Origin of the sequence: uncultured Polaribacter sp. (genome assembly GCF_947503855.1) — a bacterium.
Lineage (GTDB): Bacteria > Bacteroidota > Bacteroidia > Flavobacteriales > Flavobacteriaceae > Polaribacter.
In genome coordinates this window covers 206,367-221,585 of sequence record NZ_CANNFF010000002.1, presented here as the reverse complement: position 1 = coordinate 221,585, position 15,219 = coordinate 206,367, and the positions used below count along the sequence as shown (strand labels likewise).

The 15,219-nt window shown below is 28.8% G+C and carries 12 protein-coding genes; 1 reads left to right on the top strand and 11 read right to left on the bottom strand.

All coding sequences use genetic code 11. The features are described from left to right. Positions 1-12 precede the first annotated feature (12 nt). Genes Q0662_RS02400 through Q0662_RS02385 form a run of 4 tightly spaced genes read right to left on the bottom strand, consistent with a single transcriptional unit; the run spans position 13 to position 5,142 of the window. The gene (locus tag Q0662_RS02400) at positions 13-1,410 is read right to left on the bottom strand and encodes a TolC family protein (RefSeq protein ID WP_298946806.1); all 1,398 of its coding nucleotides are present in this window, start codon (positions 1,408-1,410) and stop codon (positions 13-15) included. Positions 1,411-1,436: 26 nt separating this feature from the next. Next, entirely contained in the window at positions 1,437-2,798 is a 1,362-nt protein-coding gene (locus Q0662_RS02395) for an HlyD family secretion protein (protein ID WP_298946803.1), read from the bottom strand. 5 nt (positions 2,799-2,803) lie between these two features. Continuing rightward, positions 2,804-4,468: a peptidase domain-containing ABC transporter gene (locus Q0662_RS02390; RefSeq protein WP_298946801.1), complete on the bottom strand. Its 1,665-nt coding sequence runs from the start codon at positions 4,466-4,468 to the stop codon at positions 2,804-2,806. A 2-nt stretch (positions 4,469-4,470) separates the two neighbouring features. Then, on the bottom strand, positions 4,471-5,142 hold the full coding sequence (locus tag Q0662_RS02385) for a TetR/AcrR family transcriptional regulator (protein ID WP_298946799.1): 672 nt from the start codon (positions 5,140-5,142) through the stop codon (positions 4,471-4,473). A gap of 300 nt (positions 5,143-5,442) precedes the next feature. Here Q0662_RS02385 and Q0662_RS02380 point away from each other — a divergent pair, with 300 nt between their 5' ends. Next, positions 5,443-5,895: a cold-shock protein gene (locus Q0662_RS02380; RefSeq protein ID WP_298946798.1), complete on the top strand. Its 453-nt coding sequence runs from the start codon at positions 5,443-5,445 to the stop codon at positions 5,893-5,895. Positions 5,896-5,953: 58 nt separating this feature from the next. Here the strand turns inward: Q0662_RS02380 and Q0662_RS02375 are convergent, their stop codons facing one another. From Q0662_RS02375 to Q0662_RS02345, 7 genes are all read right to left on the bottom strand, one after another. Continuing rightward, entirely contained in the window at positions 5,954-7,132 is a 1,179-nt protein-coding gene (locus Q0662_RS02375; protein WP_298946796.1) for an aspartate aminotransferase family protein, read from the bottom strand. Then, positions 7,133-8,749 (bottom strand): OstA-like protein, encoded by a 1,617-nt coding sequence (locus Q0662_RS02370; RefSeq protein ID WP_298946794.1) that lies wholly within the window; start codon positions 8,747-8,749, stop codon positions 7,133-7,135. Between the two features lie 64 nt (positions 8,750-8,813). After that, entirely contained in the window at positions 8,814-9,551 is a 738-nt protein-coding gene (locus tag Q0662_RS02365) for a DUF542 domain-containing protein (protein WP_298946792.1), read from the bottom strand. Between the two features lie 167 nt (positions 9,552-9,718). After that, entirely contained in the window at positions 9,719-10,990 is a 1,272-nt protein-coding gene (locus Q0662_RS02360; RefSeq protein WP_298946791.1) for an adenylosuccinate synthase, read from the bottom strand. A 72-nt stretch (positions 10,991-11,062) separates the two neighbouring features. Continuing rightward, on the bottom strand, positions 11,063-11,509 hold the full coding sequence (locus tag Q0662_RS02355; RefSeq protein WP_298946789.1) for a Fur family transcriptional regulator: 447 nt from the start codon (positions 11,507-11,509) through the stop codon (positions 11,063-11,065). Positions 11,510-11,581: 72 nt separating this feature from the next. Beyond that, a complete protein-coding gene (locus Q0662_RS02350; protein ID WP_298946787.1) occupies positions 11,582-13,804 on the bottom strand; it encodes a RelA/SpoT family protein in 2,223 nt (740 codons plus the stop codon). A gap of 103 nt (positions 13,805-13,907) precedes the next feature. Then, positions 13,908-15,140 carry a M48 family metallopeptidase gene (locus Q0662_RS02345; RefSeq protein ID WP_298946785.1) on the bottom strand — a complete coding sequence of 411 codons (1,233 nt, stop codon included), beginning with the start codon at positions 15,138-15,140 and terminating at the stop codon, positions 13,908-13,910. Between the last annotated feature and the right edge of the window lie 79 nt (positions 15,141-15,219).

Below are 15,219 nucleotides of genomic sequence, written 5' to 3'. Positions count from 1 at the left end.
GAAAATAAATGATTAATTTATAGAAATAACTGCGGTTTTAAACAAGTTTGCTTTGGTTTTAAAAAAGGTGTTTTCTAATTTTATAGCTTTTAATTTGGCTTCTATAAGTTTTACTTCTCTATAGTTAACTAAAAATAAAGAACTTTCTCCTAAAAAGAACTTTCTATCTTCTGCTTTTAAAAGGGTGGTATAATCTTTAACAATATTAGCAGTTAAATCGTTTTGTAAAATATATGATTCTAACTCTTGTTGTATACCCGACACTTTATTTTTAATAGTAAGTTTAGCTACTTCATTTTCGTATTTTTTATCATTCAATTTAACGTTAGCCAATTTTAAATCTCCTCGTTCCTTTCTTAAAAATAAGGGGAGTTTAAATTTAATACTTGCTTTATAATCTTGCATATTCAGCGTGTTTATTTGATTTCTATTCTGAGTCAAAAAATTATATTGCACATCTAAATTTGGTAATAAGTTATTCATTTTAAATCTTCTATTTACATCAAGGCTTTTAATTTTAAACTCTAAAGACCTTATTTTTGGGTGCTTGTTAATATCAAAATTTTCATTATTAAATAAAGCAATATTAAAGGTAGCATCAATAGAATTAAAAGTATTTATATCGGGTAGGATGTTGTCTTGTAATTCTACTGGAGTGTTATCATTCAGCCATAAAAAATTAGATAATTCTAATGAAGATTTTACCAATTTAATTCTAGCTTTTTCTAAATTTAGCTTTCTTGTATCTAAAGTTATTTTTGCTTCTGTAGTATCTATGGCTGGTTTTTCACCTTCAAAAAAAGCTCTTTTTGTTAATTTAAATCTAGTAATAGCATTTTCTAAAAATTCTTTATAAACCCTTTGTTCATTATAATTTTTTAACCAAGTAAAGTATGATAAAGAGGCATTGTACAATATATTATTTACTACTATTTGTTGGTCTTCCTTTGCTTGATTTAAAAACAGTTTCGCCTGTTTTAAAGACGCCATTCTTTTGTTAATTAACAAACCTTTTAATAAAGAAGCAGAAACACCAGCACTGTACAAACCGTCTGTTGGCACGTTTGCTTCAGGATTTAAAAAAACGCCATCATTGTTTTCAAAATTTGCCTTAAATTCTAAGCCATAATAGGTAGGTATTTTAAAAGCTGCATTTAGTTTGGTGTAATACTCTTTGTCTTTAAATTCTTTTTTATCAAAATCTACCTCTATTTTAGGGTCAAAAGCACCTCTTGCTTTTAAAAGTTTTGCTTCACTTTCGTTAATTACAAGGTTGGCTTGTTTTACAATAGGATGAAAACTTTTTACATAGCCTAAATATTCAGACAGCGTCATTACAGAAGTAACTTTTTCTTGTGAAAAAACACTGGCAGAAATCAACAAAAACAGCATTAAAATATACTTTTTCATGTTTTTAAAATCTTAAAATGGCTATATTATTTCTTTTTTGCGTCAGATTTTCCTTTGTTACTTCCGTTAGGTTGATAGTAGTTAGGAGGGAAGCTGTTTAGCTGTCTCCAAAGCTCAAACCAAATAGGAACATCTTCTAATAAAGCAATGGTTCTTGCTCCAGAACCTACTCTGATGGCTTGTGGCCATGTGTGGTCTGTTTCATCAGGTGCTAATAAAACTCTGTATTTACCATTGTCACTTATAAAATTTTGTATTGCCACAACTTTTGCACCATAAGTACCATACGAAACATTGGGCCAACCAGAAAAAACAATGGCGGGCCAACCATCAAATTGCACACGTACTTTTTCGCCAATATGTAATAATGGTAAATCTATTGGTCTTACAAAGGTTTCTACAGCTAAATCGTATTTTTCTGGCATAATACCCACCAAATCATCCCCTTCTTTAAAAGTCCCACCAATTCCGCCTTTTATGGCTTTGTTTATAAAACCATCATGTGGTGCTGTTATGTATAACAAATTTCTTCTTACAGTATAGTTGCTATTGCTATTTTCTAGTTTTGATACCTGAACTTCTGCATCAAAACCACTAGACATGGCTGTAGACATATCACTCTGAGCTTTAGAAATTTTATTACTGTACTCTGCAGTAATTCTTGTGATTTCTATTTTTGCATTAATAACATTGTTTTTACTTTCTAGTAATTTGTTTTCTTTATTTATTAAAGCTGCTTGTGTTTTTTGTAGTTTTAAGTTTTTCTCTTCTACATCTTTAACAGCTGCAATACCTTCACTTTCTAATGTTTTTGCACGTATATATTGTCTTTTAGCTATTTTTATATTGGTTTTAGCAGCTTCAAACTCAATACTATCACTTTGTACTTTTAGTTTAGATTGTAGCAATTTATTTTTTGCCATATCTAACTTTAAAATTTGTTCTCTTTTTAGAGAGGTTATTTGTCTTTTTAATGCGTTTACTTTTTCTTTATAAGCACCAACAGATAAAACTTTTGAATTAATTTGTTGATTGGTTCTCTCAATTAATTGATCGTCGAAATAATCGGTCTTAATTTCAGAAATTCTAAGAATAGTATCTCCTTTTTTAACATAATCTCCTTCTCTTACAAACCATTCTTCTATTCTACCAGGAATTTGAGATTGTATGGTTTGTGGTCTTTGTTCTGGCGTTAAAGTGGTAACAATACCTTGGCCAGTAATATTCTGTGTCCAAGGTAAAAAAAGTATAATAAAGCCTAGAATGGCAAAAACTAATAAAAATTTATTAAATGCTTTGTAATAGTTTTTGGTAAAGATTTCTTTACCAGATTTAAATAAAGTTAAATCTACCTTTTTATTTAATTGATTGTTAGAAATATTTAACATAGCTATTATATTATAGATTTAATTTCTCCTTTTTCTAAGGTTATTATTTGCTGACATTGTGTGCTCCAGCTTTTTTTACTACTTACAACTATTAATGCCCAAGGTTTATCTGGAGCTGTTAAATATTTAATAATATCTTTAGTTTCCTCTAAATTAAATTGATCTAAAGGATCTTCTAAAATGAGCACTTGGGGTTGTTTAATAATTGCTCTAGCTAATAGTATTTTTTTAGCAATGGTAAAAGACATTTGTTTTCCTTCTGGATAAATTATTGTTTCTAAACCATAAGGTTGCTCTTTGATAAACTGATTTAAACCTACAATATCAAGTGCTTTATAAATAATACTATCATCTATCTCTTTATCACCAAAAACCAAGTTGTCTTTTATAGTTCCTTCAAAAGGAGTTTCATCTGATAGTGATAAACCCAATTGAGAACGATAATGATTTAAATGTAAGCTGTTTAACGATAAGTTATTAATGTAAATATTGCCCTCTGTTGGTTCTATAATTCCTGATAATAAACGTAGTAAACTAGATTTTCCTGCACCACTTTCTCCTTTAATTAAAATTCTACTTTTAGGATGTAAAACTAGAGAAACATCTTTTAAAATAGGTTTTTTTCTATCTGCTACTCTATAAGATACATTGTCTAGTTCTATTGTTAAACCATCTTTAAACATCGGTCTTTCTCCATCCTGAGATTCTAATTCTTTGTCAACCACCTGGCCAATTTTTTCTATAGATGTTAATACATCATAAAAAGATTCTAATCCAATAATAAGTTTTTCTACAGATTGAATAACCAATAAAATGATAATTTCTGCTGCAACAAACTGGCCAATATTCATTTCTTGATTTAAAACCAAAGCTCCACCAATTAGCAATAAACTAGCCGTTACAACAACTTTAAAACCAACCATTTGAGAAAATTGTAGTATTAAGATTTTAAAATGACTTTCTCTTGCTTTTAAATATTGATCTACCAACGCATCATTTTTTTGAATTGCCAAATTTGTGTTTCCAGAAAGTTTAAAACTCACTACAGTTCTTGCTACCTCTTGTATCCAATGTGCTACTTTATATTTAATTTTAGATTCTTTTAAACTAGTTTCTAAACCTTTTTGAGCCGTAAATTTAAATACAATGTAAATAAGCAATAATAATAGAATGCCAAATATGATAAAAAATGGATGATAGAAGGATAACAAAATCAATGCAAAAATAATTTGCAATAATGCTGTAGGTACATCAATTAAAATTTTAGAGAGTCCTTTTTGAATGGTTAATGTATCAAAAAAACGATTTGCCAATTCTGGTGGATAATAATTACGCAACTCATTCATTTTTATTTTTGGAAAGCGATAACTCAACTCAAAAGAAGCTCTTGTAAATATTCTTTGTTGAATGGTTTCTATAATTCTTAGTTGCATTAATTGTAAAGCTCCAGAAAAAATTACACCAAGTGTAACTACAATTACTAAAACAACCCAAGAAGTAGAAATTTGTGCTCCTTGTATTAAGTTAATAATCGCTTGAATACCTAAGGGTAGTGATAGAGCAACAATACCACCAAAAATTGCATAATAAAAAATTTGAAAAATATCACGTTTTTCTAACCTTAATAAGTTGATAAACCGTTTCCAAGGGTGTAATTTTTTTTCTTCCATATTTATCTAATGGTATTTTTTACTAATTCAATAAAAAATTCTTTGGGTGTGTTTTTTTGTTTGCAATTTGTAATAGAAGGGAAGTGCTCTGTTAAAAAGTGTTGATGCAAACCTCCTTCTAAAATAGTACTAGCTAAACTTAACCCGTATTTGTAGTTGGGCTTTATTGCTAAAATCATTTGCTCTAATCTTAAAATTAGACGTTTATAAGTTTCAAAATACCCTTCTTTATTATCTTTATCAACCTCTTTAGTTAAATATGATTTAGAGCTTTCATTTACAATTATTTTATATAAAAATACTTCGTTAACATGAGAAAATGTAGAGTCCTCTTTTACTTTTCTTGTAAATACATCTATAGCTTTTTCTAATTTTTGTTGATTGTCTGAAATACTAAACGTTTCTATAACCAATTGATACTCTAACCAAGCCCAATACCAAGAGGATAGATAAAGCAACAATTTGTGCTTACTTTCAAAATATCTGTAAATAGAACTCTCATTAGAGCCAATTTTGGTTCCTAATTTTTTAAAAGTAAAATTTTCAAAACCAATTTCATTTATTAGTATAATGCTATTTTCTACTATACGTTTTCCTAAATCGGATGTTTCTGGATCTTTAATATATACATTGTTAGGTACAGAAATTTTTAAAACAGATAATAAATTTTTCATTTCGAATTATTTTCAACAATTGCAAATATAATAGTAATACTATTACAAAAGTTTAAAATACTTTTTTTTGTAAAAAAATTAACATTTAACAGAACAACTTAAACACAAGAGATGTTTTTAGATATTTATTCTTACAACTTTATTTTCCTATCAAAATAATATTGAAAATATTTCTTTAATAAATTTGTATATTTGTAATTTATTAGAAGAAATATACTTTGATGTTTTAAAACTTCTGTAGCTAAAATTACCAAGCATTTTCTAATAAACAGTACTAATTTTAATATTCTAATATTTTTAATGGCAAAATCGCAACAGACATTTAGTAAAAGTGAAAAAGAAAAGAAGCGTTTAAAAAAACGTGAAGAAAAACGTAAAAAAATGGAGGCTAGAAAAGCCGACAAAGAAGCAAATGGTAATGGAGGTATTCAATTTGCTTACGTAGATCATAATGGAAATTTAACAGATACCCCACCAGACCCAGAGTTAAAGGTAGAGTATGAGTTAGAAGATATACAAATATCTGTAACTAAAAAAGAAGATTTACCAGAAGAAGATCCTGTAAGAAAAGGAAAAGTTTCTTTTTTTGATTCTTCTAAAGGTTTTGGTTTTATTATTGATACAGAAAATAATGAGAAATATTTTACACACGTAAGTGGTTTAATAGATGAAATTGCAGAGAATGATAAAGTTTCTTTTGAACTAGAAAAAGGAATGCGTGGTATGAATGCTGTTAAAGTAAAAAAAGTATAATCAATATATTCAAATACATTCTACAAGTTAGCCTTCTATTGCAAAATAGAAGGTTTTTTTATGACAATTCGTCTAGAGTTTCTATTAGTATTTTACAACCTTCTACGATTTCTTTATCAGAAATTGTTAAAGGTGGTGTAATACGCATTGCCCTTTGTTCAAACAATAAAAAGAATAAAATTAGTCCTTTTTCTAAACACTTGTGTATTGTTTTTACTGCTAGTTCTGGTGTTTTTACAATGGCAGCTAACATTAATCCTTTTCCTCTTATTTCTAAGATTGATGAATGCTGTAAATGTCTTCTAAAAAGTTGTTCTTTTCTAAGGCTTTTTTTTAGTAAATTTTTATTTAAAATTTCTTTTACAGTTGCATTCGCAGCTGCTGCAATTACAGGATTACCAGCAAAAGTAGAAATATGACCAAGTTTAGGATTGTCTTTTAACAAACTCATCATTTTAAAAGAAGCTAAAAAAGCACCAATTGGCATACCACCACCTAACCCTTTTCCTGTAACTACAATATCTGGAGTTACATTGTAGTTTTCGAAACCCCAAAAGGTTCCTGTTCTTCCAATTCCTGTTTGTATTTCGTCTAAAATTAACAATGCACAAACTGAATCACATTTTTGTTTTAATTTGACTAAAAAATTATTTTTAGGTTCAATAAAACCAGCACCACCTTGTATGGTCTCAACAATTACTGCTGCTGTTTTATGGGTTATCTTATTTAAATCTTCATCTGTATTAAAACCAATAAACTTTGTGCCAGGTATTAAAGGCCTAAATGCACTGTTTTGTTTTTCTACACCAGAAACACTCATTGCCCCCATAGTATTGCCATGATATGAGTTTTTAGCAGCAATTATTTCTGCTCTTTTAGTTACTCTTTTGGCTAGTTTTAAAGCCCCTTCTGTAGCTTCTGTACCTGAATTTGTTATGTAAACTGCATTTAAGTTTTTGGGTGAATTTTGCGCCAATAATTTGCACAAATCTACTTGTGGTTTTTGTATAAACTCACCATAAACCATTACATGTGCATAATTATCTAATTGATTTTTAATGGCTTCCGTAACTTTTGGATGGTTGTGCCCCAAGCTATTTGCCGAAACACCAGCCACAAAATCTAAATATTTTTTTCCTTTGGTATCAAATATAAAACTGCCTTTTGCTTTAGAAATCTCTAAGGCAAGTGGGTGAGGACTGGTTTGTGCTTGATATGTAAAGAAATCTTTTTTCATCTAATTTTTAGTGGGTAGAATTTCTTTTTTTCTTTTTCTCTCTTTTTTAGGAAGTTTTTTTAAAGCGGGTTCTACCAAATCTTTTTTAGATTTTTTTGGTGATTTGTCTTGTGTACTCTTTTTAAAAATATCTTCTTTAGATTTAGGTTGTTCTGTTTCTCGCCAAATAAAACCATTTAACCTGTTTACTTCTTCTGGTAATTTAGAAGGAGGGTAGGTAGTGCCTTCTGATTTTTTTAAATATTTTATTTGCTCAATTTCACCTTCATTTAAAGTAAATTCTATGTTACTAGAAATTTCTTTGGTTACGGTTTCTAAAACTCCTTCTTCATTTCTATTAAAATATACAGACTCAGCATTACCCTTTACTAATAGAAGTTTAAGTTTGTTTTCTAAAAACTTACCAAATATATTTCTTCCTTTAATTTGATTAAAGTTATCATTTGATAAAGAGTCTTTAGAGACTATAAATGAGTTGTTTAATACTTTTAAAGAATCTAGCTTTTCTGTTTCTATATTAGATAGTAAGTGAATGGTATCTCCAGTAATTTGATTACCATCTGACCATAAAACGGGGTTGCTAAACATTCTTGTTAAGCCTTTTTCTTGGTTTGTATGTATCGAATCGCACTTACCTTGTAAATCTGATTTAAAGATTTTTACATTATGATAGGTTCTAACAATTCTTTTATCTGGAACTCCTGTAACTAATAAAGTATCTCCGTGAATAAAGGTAGAATCTTTATCTATAATAGAAATGGCAACTGCTCTTTTGATGATAAAAAGTGAATCTTTTTCTTCGAAAATTTCTGCATAATTCCCTCTGGTAACAAAGTTTTTCACGGTATCTATCACCTGTATATTGTTGGTTGCAGAGGCAAACCCGTTCTTTTTATCGTAATACAAACTATCTCCTTCTACAGTTCTTTCTTTTAAGTAAAGTTTTGCGTTTTTAATAAAATAAGAAATATCTGTTTTGGTGTTGTAAAAACCTCGTTCACAATAAATTTTATTTTTGTTTTTTGTATTGGTGATGGTAGATGGTCCATATAAATAAACCAAACCAGAGTTGGTGTAATAATCTAAGTGATTAGAGGCCAAATTATGCTCAGGATTAACAATAGTAACTCTTGTTGTAGCTGTAAATTTTTTGTTTTCTAGATAATAATTTCCAATTTTACTTTTTAATGTATTTGTTTTGTCTTTTATAGTGGCAAAAGTTCTATAATATAGTTTTTGATTTAATCTATCAAAATGAAGCGTATCTGTAGTTAAAGTCATTTCTGGGTCTTTTAAAACCACATTTCCCCAAGAGAGCGCCTGTTCTGTATTGGCATCATAATCAACATAATCACTAGTTTGTGTTATGGTATCACCTTGTTTAATGAGTACATTATCTATGGCCTTAAAAAAGTTTAGTTTTTTATAATAAAAGGCTTTGCTACAAGTTAATACAGCACCTTTATGAGTCATTTTCACATTCCCTAAAAGCACAGTAGCACCCGGGTATTTTTCTTCGTCTACAAATTGTTGTGCAGCACCAAAAACCATTTTTTTAGTTTGCGAAAAAACAAAGGCTGTTTGTGTTAGAAATAGAAATAAAAGTATTCTTTTCAAAATAAACGATTTTACGCAAAAATAATGAAAAGAAAATGGCAAACTATTAAAGAAGAGTAAAATTCTAGCTATATTCTTTTTTTTTGCTAAATACTTTGAACTGTAGTTTTTTTGCTTTCGGAAAAAGAATATTATTTTCTATATGGATATGCTCTTGCAATCGATCATCAAAATTCTTTAATTTTATATATAAAAGTTTAAATGAGTTGCATATGTTTTCTGGTAGAATATAGTAATTGGTAAGTGTTGCTATTTTTTGAAATGTCTTACGAATTTTATAGTGCTCGTCTTCAAAACTATCTATAATTTTTAGTTTTTTTGAAGAATTATATTTAGAAGTAGAGGAAGCATTCTCGAGTTTTAATAACTCATTTAAGTAAGGAAACAAGATGGTTTCCTCGTTTTTCATATGTTCTAAAATTTCTTCTGAAACAACTTGTATTAAGTTGTTAACTTCTAATAATTCAGGATATTGTTTACTATATAAATCAGCTACTTTTTTACTATATTGTTTTAGTATTAATATGTTTTCTTCTTTATAATTGTGATGAATTTCTGATAGGAATTCAATTAAAAAATCTAATTTCCAAGAATTGTAGTTTTGTAAATAATAAACATCTTTATGTGCAGCTACTAATTTATTTATGATTTTTTTACTATCTATATTTTTATGCTCGCAAACTGTTAAAAAGTTTTTATTCCCTTCTATACAATAGTCTATATTAAACTCTTTAAATACTTTAGACGTATTGATGTTATTTAAAACAATATCTGCAATTAGCTTATTTTCAAAACGTTTCATGTATCATTTAATTTTCTACAAATTTCGATGAAATAAACGGCAGTAAATATGACTTTTATCAGTACTTCAATTAAATTTTAAAATAGATGAAAACTAATTTTAGACAACACAAAAAAGCCTTATTCTTAATTAGAAATAAGGCTTTTTCTTATAAAAAGTAAAATGTATTATCTTTCTATAGTTTGTTTTCTATCTGGACCTACAGAAACTATTTTTACAGGTACGCCTGTTTCTTTTTCTATAAAAGCAACATACTCTAGTAAGTTTTTAGGCAATTGATTTGCAGAAGTCATTTTTGTTAAATCTTCTGTCCAACCTTTAAATTCAGTATAATTTACAGAAATATTTTCTGGTTCTATATTGTATGGTAAGTGAGCAATTTCTTTACCTTTATAATTGTATGATGTACATACTTTTAAAGTATCAAAACCAGAAAGTACATCACCTTTCATCATCATTAATTGTGTTACACCATTTACATCTACAGCATATTTTAAAGCTACTAAATCTAACCAACCACATCTTCTTGGTCTACCAGTTGTTGCTCCAAATTCGTGCCCAACTTTTGCCATAGTTGCTCCTTCATCATCAAACAATTCTGTAGGAAAAGGACCAGACCCCACTCTAGTGGTATACGCTTTAAAAATACCAAAAACTTCGCCAATTCTATTAGGTGCTACACCCAAACCTGTACAAGCTCCAGCAGCAGTTGTATTAGATGATGTTACAAAAGGATAGGTACCAAAATCGATATCTAATAAAGAACCTTGAGCGCCTTCTGCTAAAATTGTTTTTTTATCCTTAATTGCTTGGTTTAAAAATTCTTCGCTATCTATAAACGCTAAGGTTTTAAGCTTGTCAATTCCTTTACAGAATTCTGCTTCTAATTCTTTTAAGTCATATTCTATTTGAACATCAAAAAACTTTAACATTTTAATATGCTTTTCTGTAAGCGCATCGTATTTTTCTTTCCAGTTTTCTAATTCTAAATCTCCAACTCGCATACCGTTTCTGCCAGTTTTATCCATATAAGTTGGGCCAATACCTTTTAAAGTAGAACCAATTTTAGCTTTACCCTTTGAAGTTTCTGATGCCGCATCTAACAATCTATGTGTAGGTAAAATTAAATGTGCTTTTCTAGAGATTAATAATTTAGAAGTATAATCTATATTGTGTTTGTCTAGATTTTCTAATTCTTTTTTAAAAATTACAGGGTCAATAACAACACCATTCCCTACAACATTTAATGCTGTTTTGTGAAAAATACCTGAAGGGATTGTGTGTAAAACGTGTTTTGCGCCATCAAAAATTAAAGTATGTCCTGCATTTGGCCCTCCTTGAAAACGCGCAATGATATCATAATTTTTAGTTAATACGTCTACAATTTTTCCTTTTCCTTCGTCTCCCCATTGTAATCCTAGTAATAAATCTACAGCCATTAGTTGTGTTAATTTGTTGTTTGTTTTGTTGTATTGTTTTTAGTTTATTGGCAAAATACCAACAGAATGTTGTTATTTTTTCTTTTTTGTCCCGTAAAAGTAAAGTGAATGATTATGAATATCAATATCAAAAATTTCTTCTATGGTTTTTTTAATAATTTGTATTCTTGGATCGCAAAATTCTTTAACATCTCCAGAGTCTGTAAAAATTACGTGGTCGTGATTTTTATCGAAGTAACTTTTTTCATAACGAGCCATCGATTGTCCATCAAATTGGTGTTTTCTAACCAAACCACAATTTAATAAAATATCAATGGTGTTGTAAAGCGTAGCTCTGCTAACTCTATAATTTTTATTTTTCATTTTAATATAAAGAGATTCTATATCAAAATGTTCATCTGCATCATAAATTTCTTGAAGAATAGCATAACGCTCAGGTGTTTTTCTGTGCTTATTTTCTTCTAAATAGGATGTAAATACTTTTTTTACTACTTCTTGATTTTCAAGAGAATTATTCATTTTCTTAAAATTTTACGAAAAGACAAATTTACAGTTATTTCTTTATAAAATACTTTTTTTTGAAAATGATATTTACAAAGTATTAACACGTTCTACATTTTTAACACCTTCAATTTTTTGCAGACTTTTTGTTAATTTATTCAACTGTGCACTGTTTTTAACGCTTAAGCTTATTTTTCCATCAAACACACCATTGTCTCCAGCAATATTAATACTGTTAATAAATACGCCCATATTGTTAGAAATTATTCGGGTTACATTATTTACGATCCCTTTATTATCGACACCATTTATATGTAAAATTGCTTTAAAATCTTGCTTGGTAGAATCTATCCATTTTGCTAGCATAATTCTGTAAGCATAGTTAGATTGTAAAGAAATTGCGTTTGGACAGTTTTTTTTATGCACTTTAATCCCTTCATTTATAGTTAAAAAACCAAAAACGGTATCTCCTGGTATTGGATTACAACATTTAGAGAGTTTGTAGTCTAATATTTCTTCTTCTTTACCAAAAACAAGCGCATCAAATTTATTAGTTACTTCTTCAGTATCTATAAGTTCTTTATTGGTGGTATTTTTTCTTCTTAACTTGGTTTTAAAGAAATTTAAAATAGTACTATTTCTCTGTGTAACAAATGCTTTTAATTGTGTATTGTCTATAGAACCATTACCAATTCTAAAAAACAAATCGAAACTAGTTCTAAGTTTAAAGAAATTGACAAGTTCGTTCGTTGTTTTTTCGGTAAACGGTATTTTTAAATGACGTAATTTTCTAGTTAAAATTGCTTTTCCTTCTTCGGCAATTTGTTTTTCTTCATCTTTTAAAGCAGCTCTAATTTTTGTTTTTGCCCTTGCTGTTATTACAAAATCTAACCATCTAGCATTGGGTTTGTTAGAAGCGCTTGTAATTACCTCTATTTGATCTCCACTTTTTAAAGTGTAACTTAAAGGCACTAACTTGCCATTTACTTTTGCGCCTCTACATTTTAAACCTACATCTGTATGTATAGAAAAGGCAAAATCTAATGCAGACGCATCTTTTGGTAACGATTTTAATTCACCTTTAGGTGTAAAAACATAAATTTCTTTAGCATATAAGTTTAGTTTAAATTCTTCTACAAAATCAACTGCATTTAAACTTTGGTTTTCTAGCGATTCTTTTAATCTATTTAACCATGTTTCTAAACCACTTTCGTTGGTGTTTCCTTGTTTGTATTTAAAATGTGCTGCATAGCCTTTTTCTGCAATTTCATTCATTCTATTAGAACGAATTTGTACTTCTACCCATTTTGCATCAGGGCCTACCACTGTAATGTGCAAAGCTTCGTAACCTGTAGATTTGGGTTGCGAAATCCAATCTCTTAAACGAACAGGGTTGGGCTTAAAATAATCTGTAACTATCGAATAGATTTTCCAGGCATCAAATTTTTCGTCTTTAGAGGTAGGTGTAAATATAATTCTAATGGCAAATTTGTCATAAACCTCATCAAAAGTTACATTTTGTTTTCGCATTTTTTTGCGAATAGAATAAATGGACTTGAAACGTCCTTTTATGTCATAATCAAAATTTTCTTTATCTAAGCCCTCTTTTAATCTATCTGCAAAGGTTTCTAAATATTTTTGTTGATCTTCTTTACTCTCTTTAATTTTTGCAACAATATCATTAAAAACCTCTGGTTCTGTGTATTTTAAACCTAAGTCTTCTAATTCTGTTTTAATATTATACAGTCCTAGTCTGTGTGCTAAAGGTGCATAAATATAAAGGGTTTCTGAGGCTATTTTTACTTGTTTGTATGCAGGCATTGCATCCATAGTTTGCATGTTGTGCAATCGGTCTGCAATTTTTATTAAAATGACTCTAACATCATCATTTAATGTTAATAGCATTTTTCTAAAATTTTCTGCTTGTATAGAGGCGTCTTGTTCTTTGTTTAAACGAGAAATTTTGGTGAGTCCATTTACAATTCTTGCAATAGTTTCACCAAATAGCTGCTCCATATCATCTAAGGTGTACTCTGTATCTTCTACAACATCATGCAACAATGCTGCTGCAATAGAGGTTGCACCTAAACCAATTTCTAAAGCTACAATTTTTGCTACAGCAATGGGGTGAAAAATATAAGGCTCGCCTGTTTTTCTACGTTGTTTAGAATGTGCGTCTACAGCAATCTCGAAAGCCTTTCTAATCAGCTCTTTATCTTCTTTAGAAAGCACCTCATAAGTTCCTTTTAGCAAATCTTTATACCGATTTGCTATTTCCTTATTTTCTTCTTCAATGGTTGCTAAATATGCCATAAATAACTGTAAGATTTGTGTTTAAAAATCTAAAGTGAATTTAGCAATAAGTATTTGAACAAGCAAGAAAATTAAAGTCTAAATTTTTAAAAATTTGATGTTATTATTCTTCTAAATTTTTTACTCTATCCAACAAAGTTGGATGTGAATAATGCATGAAAACATAAGCAGGATGTGGGGTTAAATTACTCAGGCTATTTTTAGAAAGTTTTTTTAAAGAGCTAATTAAAGGTTTGCCAGCAAAGGTATTTTTTGCAAAATTATCTGCTTGGTACTCAAATTTTCTAGAAATATAATTCATTACAAAACCTGTAATTTCTGATATTGGAGAGTACAAAATACCAAATACAATTAAACCTGCATGAAAACTAGGTTTAGTTATATCAATAGCTTCAGAAAATATAGGTAAGTTTACAAATAACGATAACAAATACAAGGTAAAACCAGTAAGCAGGATAGAGGTAAAAAGATTAAAAACAATATGTTTTTTCTTGTAATGACCCACTTCATGAGCTAAAACAGCTACAATTTCATCGGTTTCTAAATCGTTTATAAGTGTATCAAAAAGTGTAATTCTTTTTTGAGAACCAAAACCAGAAAAATAGGCATTTGCTTTTGTAGAACGTTTAGAACCATCGATTACAAAAATATTGTCTAATTTAAAACCTACAGTTTGTGCGTATTTTTCTATGGCAAATTTTAATTCGCCATCTTCTAAAGGTGTTTGTTTGTTAAATATGGGAACTATTAATTTGGCATAAAAAAGATTCATAAATAAAGAAAAAACAGCGACTAAAACCCAAGCATAAATCCAAAAATTAGTTCCTGTTGTTTGATAAAACCAGATGATAATCGCTAAAACACCACCACCTAATATTGTACTTAAAAAGATTCCTTTAATTTTATCTAACCAAAATATTTTTTTGGTGGATTTGTTAAAACCAAATTTTTCTTCGATAACAAATGTTTTATAGTAAGAAAAAGGTGTGGTTAGAATATCTGACCCAATCATAATAATACCAAAGAAAATTAAAGCTATTACAATAGGGTTTTCTGAGATACTTCTCGCAAAATTATCTACATATTTAAAACCATTAAGAAAAAAGAACCCTAAAGTTAATAAGATTGAAAAAGTGGATGTTAGGTTCGTAAATTTTGCATTTTCCTTTTTATAGGCTTGAGATTTTTTATAGGCTTCTTCATCATACACATCTGCTAATTCAGCAGGTATTTTGTCATTAAAATGTTTGGCATTTAAGCTGTCTAAAATTTTGTCTACAACAAAACTGATGATTAAAATTGCGATTAAAATATAAAATAGAGTAGTGGGTTGCATTTTTTTAACTTGTTATTTGATTCAGTTAGTGTTGTATAGTACACTATTTATTTTCTGCAAAATAGATTTTTTATAAGTT

Coding starts and splice junctions, on each gene's coding strand:
- Q0662_RS02375 (WP_298946796.1), bottom strand. CDS start 7,132: ATGAAAAAAGATTTCTTTACATATCAAGCACAAACCAGTCCTCACCCA.
- Q0662_RS02400 (WP_298946806.1), bottom strand. CDS start 1,410: ATGAAAAAGTATATTTTAATGCTGTTTTTGTTGATTTCTGCCAGTGTT.
- Q0662_RS02355 (WP_298946789.1), bottom strand. CDS start 11,509: ATGAATAATTCTCTTGAAAATCAAGAAGTAGTAAAAAAAGTATTTACA.
- Q0662_RS02350 (WP_298946787.1), bottom strand. CDS start 13,804: ATGGCATATTTAGCAACCATTGAAGAAGAAAATAAGGAAATAGCAAAT.
- Q0662_RS02380 (WP_298946798.1), top strand. CDS start 5,443: ATGGCAAAATCGCAACAGACATTTAGTAAAAGTGAAAAAGAAAAGAAG.
- Q0662_RS02390 (WP_298946801.1), bottom strand. CDS start 4,468: ATGGAAGAAAAAAAATTACACCCTTGGAAACGGTTTATCAACTTATTA.
- Q0662_RS02385 (WP_298946799.1), bottom strand. CDS start 5,142: ATGAAAAATTTATTATCTGTTTTAAAAATTTCTGTACCTAACAATGTA.
- Q0662_RS02345 (WP_298946785.1), bottom strand. CDS start 15,140: ATGCAACCCACTACTCTATTTTATATTTTAATCGCAATTTTAATCATC.
- Q0662_RS02395 (WP_298946803.1), bottom strand. CDS start 2,798: ATGTTAAATATTTCTAACAATCAATTAAATAAAAAGGTAGATTTAACT.
- Q0662_RS02360 (WP_298946791.1), bottom strand. CDS start 10,990: ATGGCTGTAGATTTATTACTAGGATTACAATGGGGAGACGAAGGAAAA.
- Q0662_RS02365 (WP_298946792.1), bottom strand. CDS start 9,551: ATGAAACGTTTTGAAAATAAGCTAATTGCAGATATTGTTTTAAATAAC.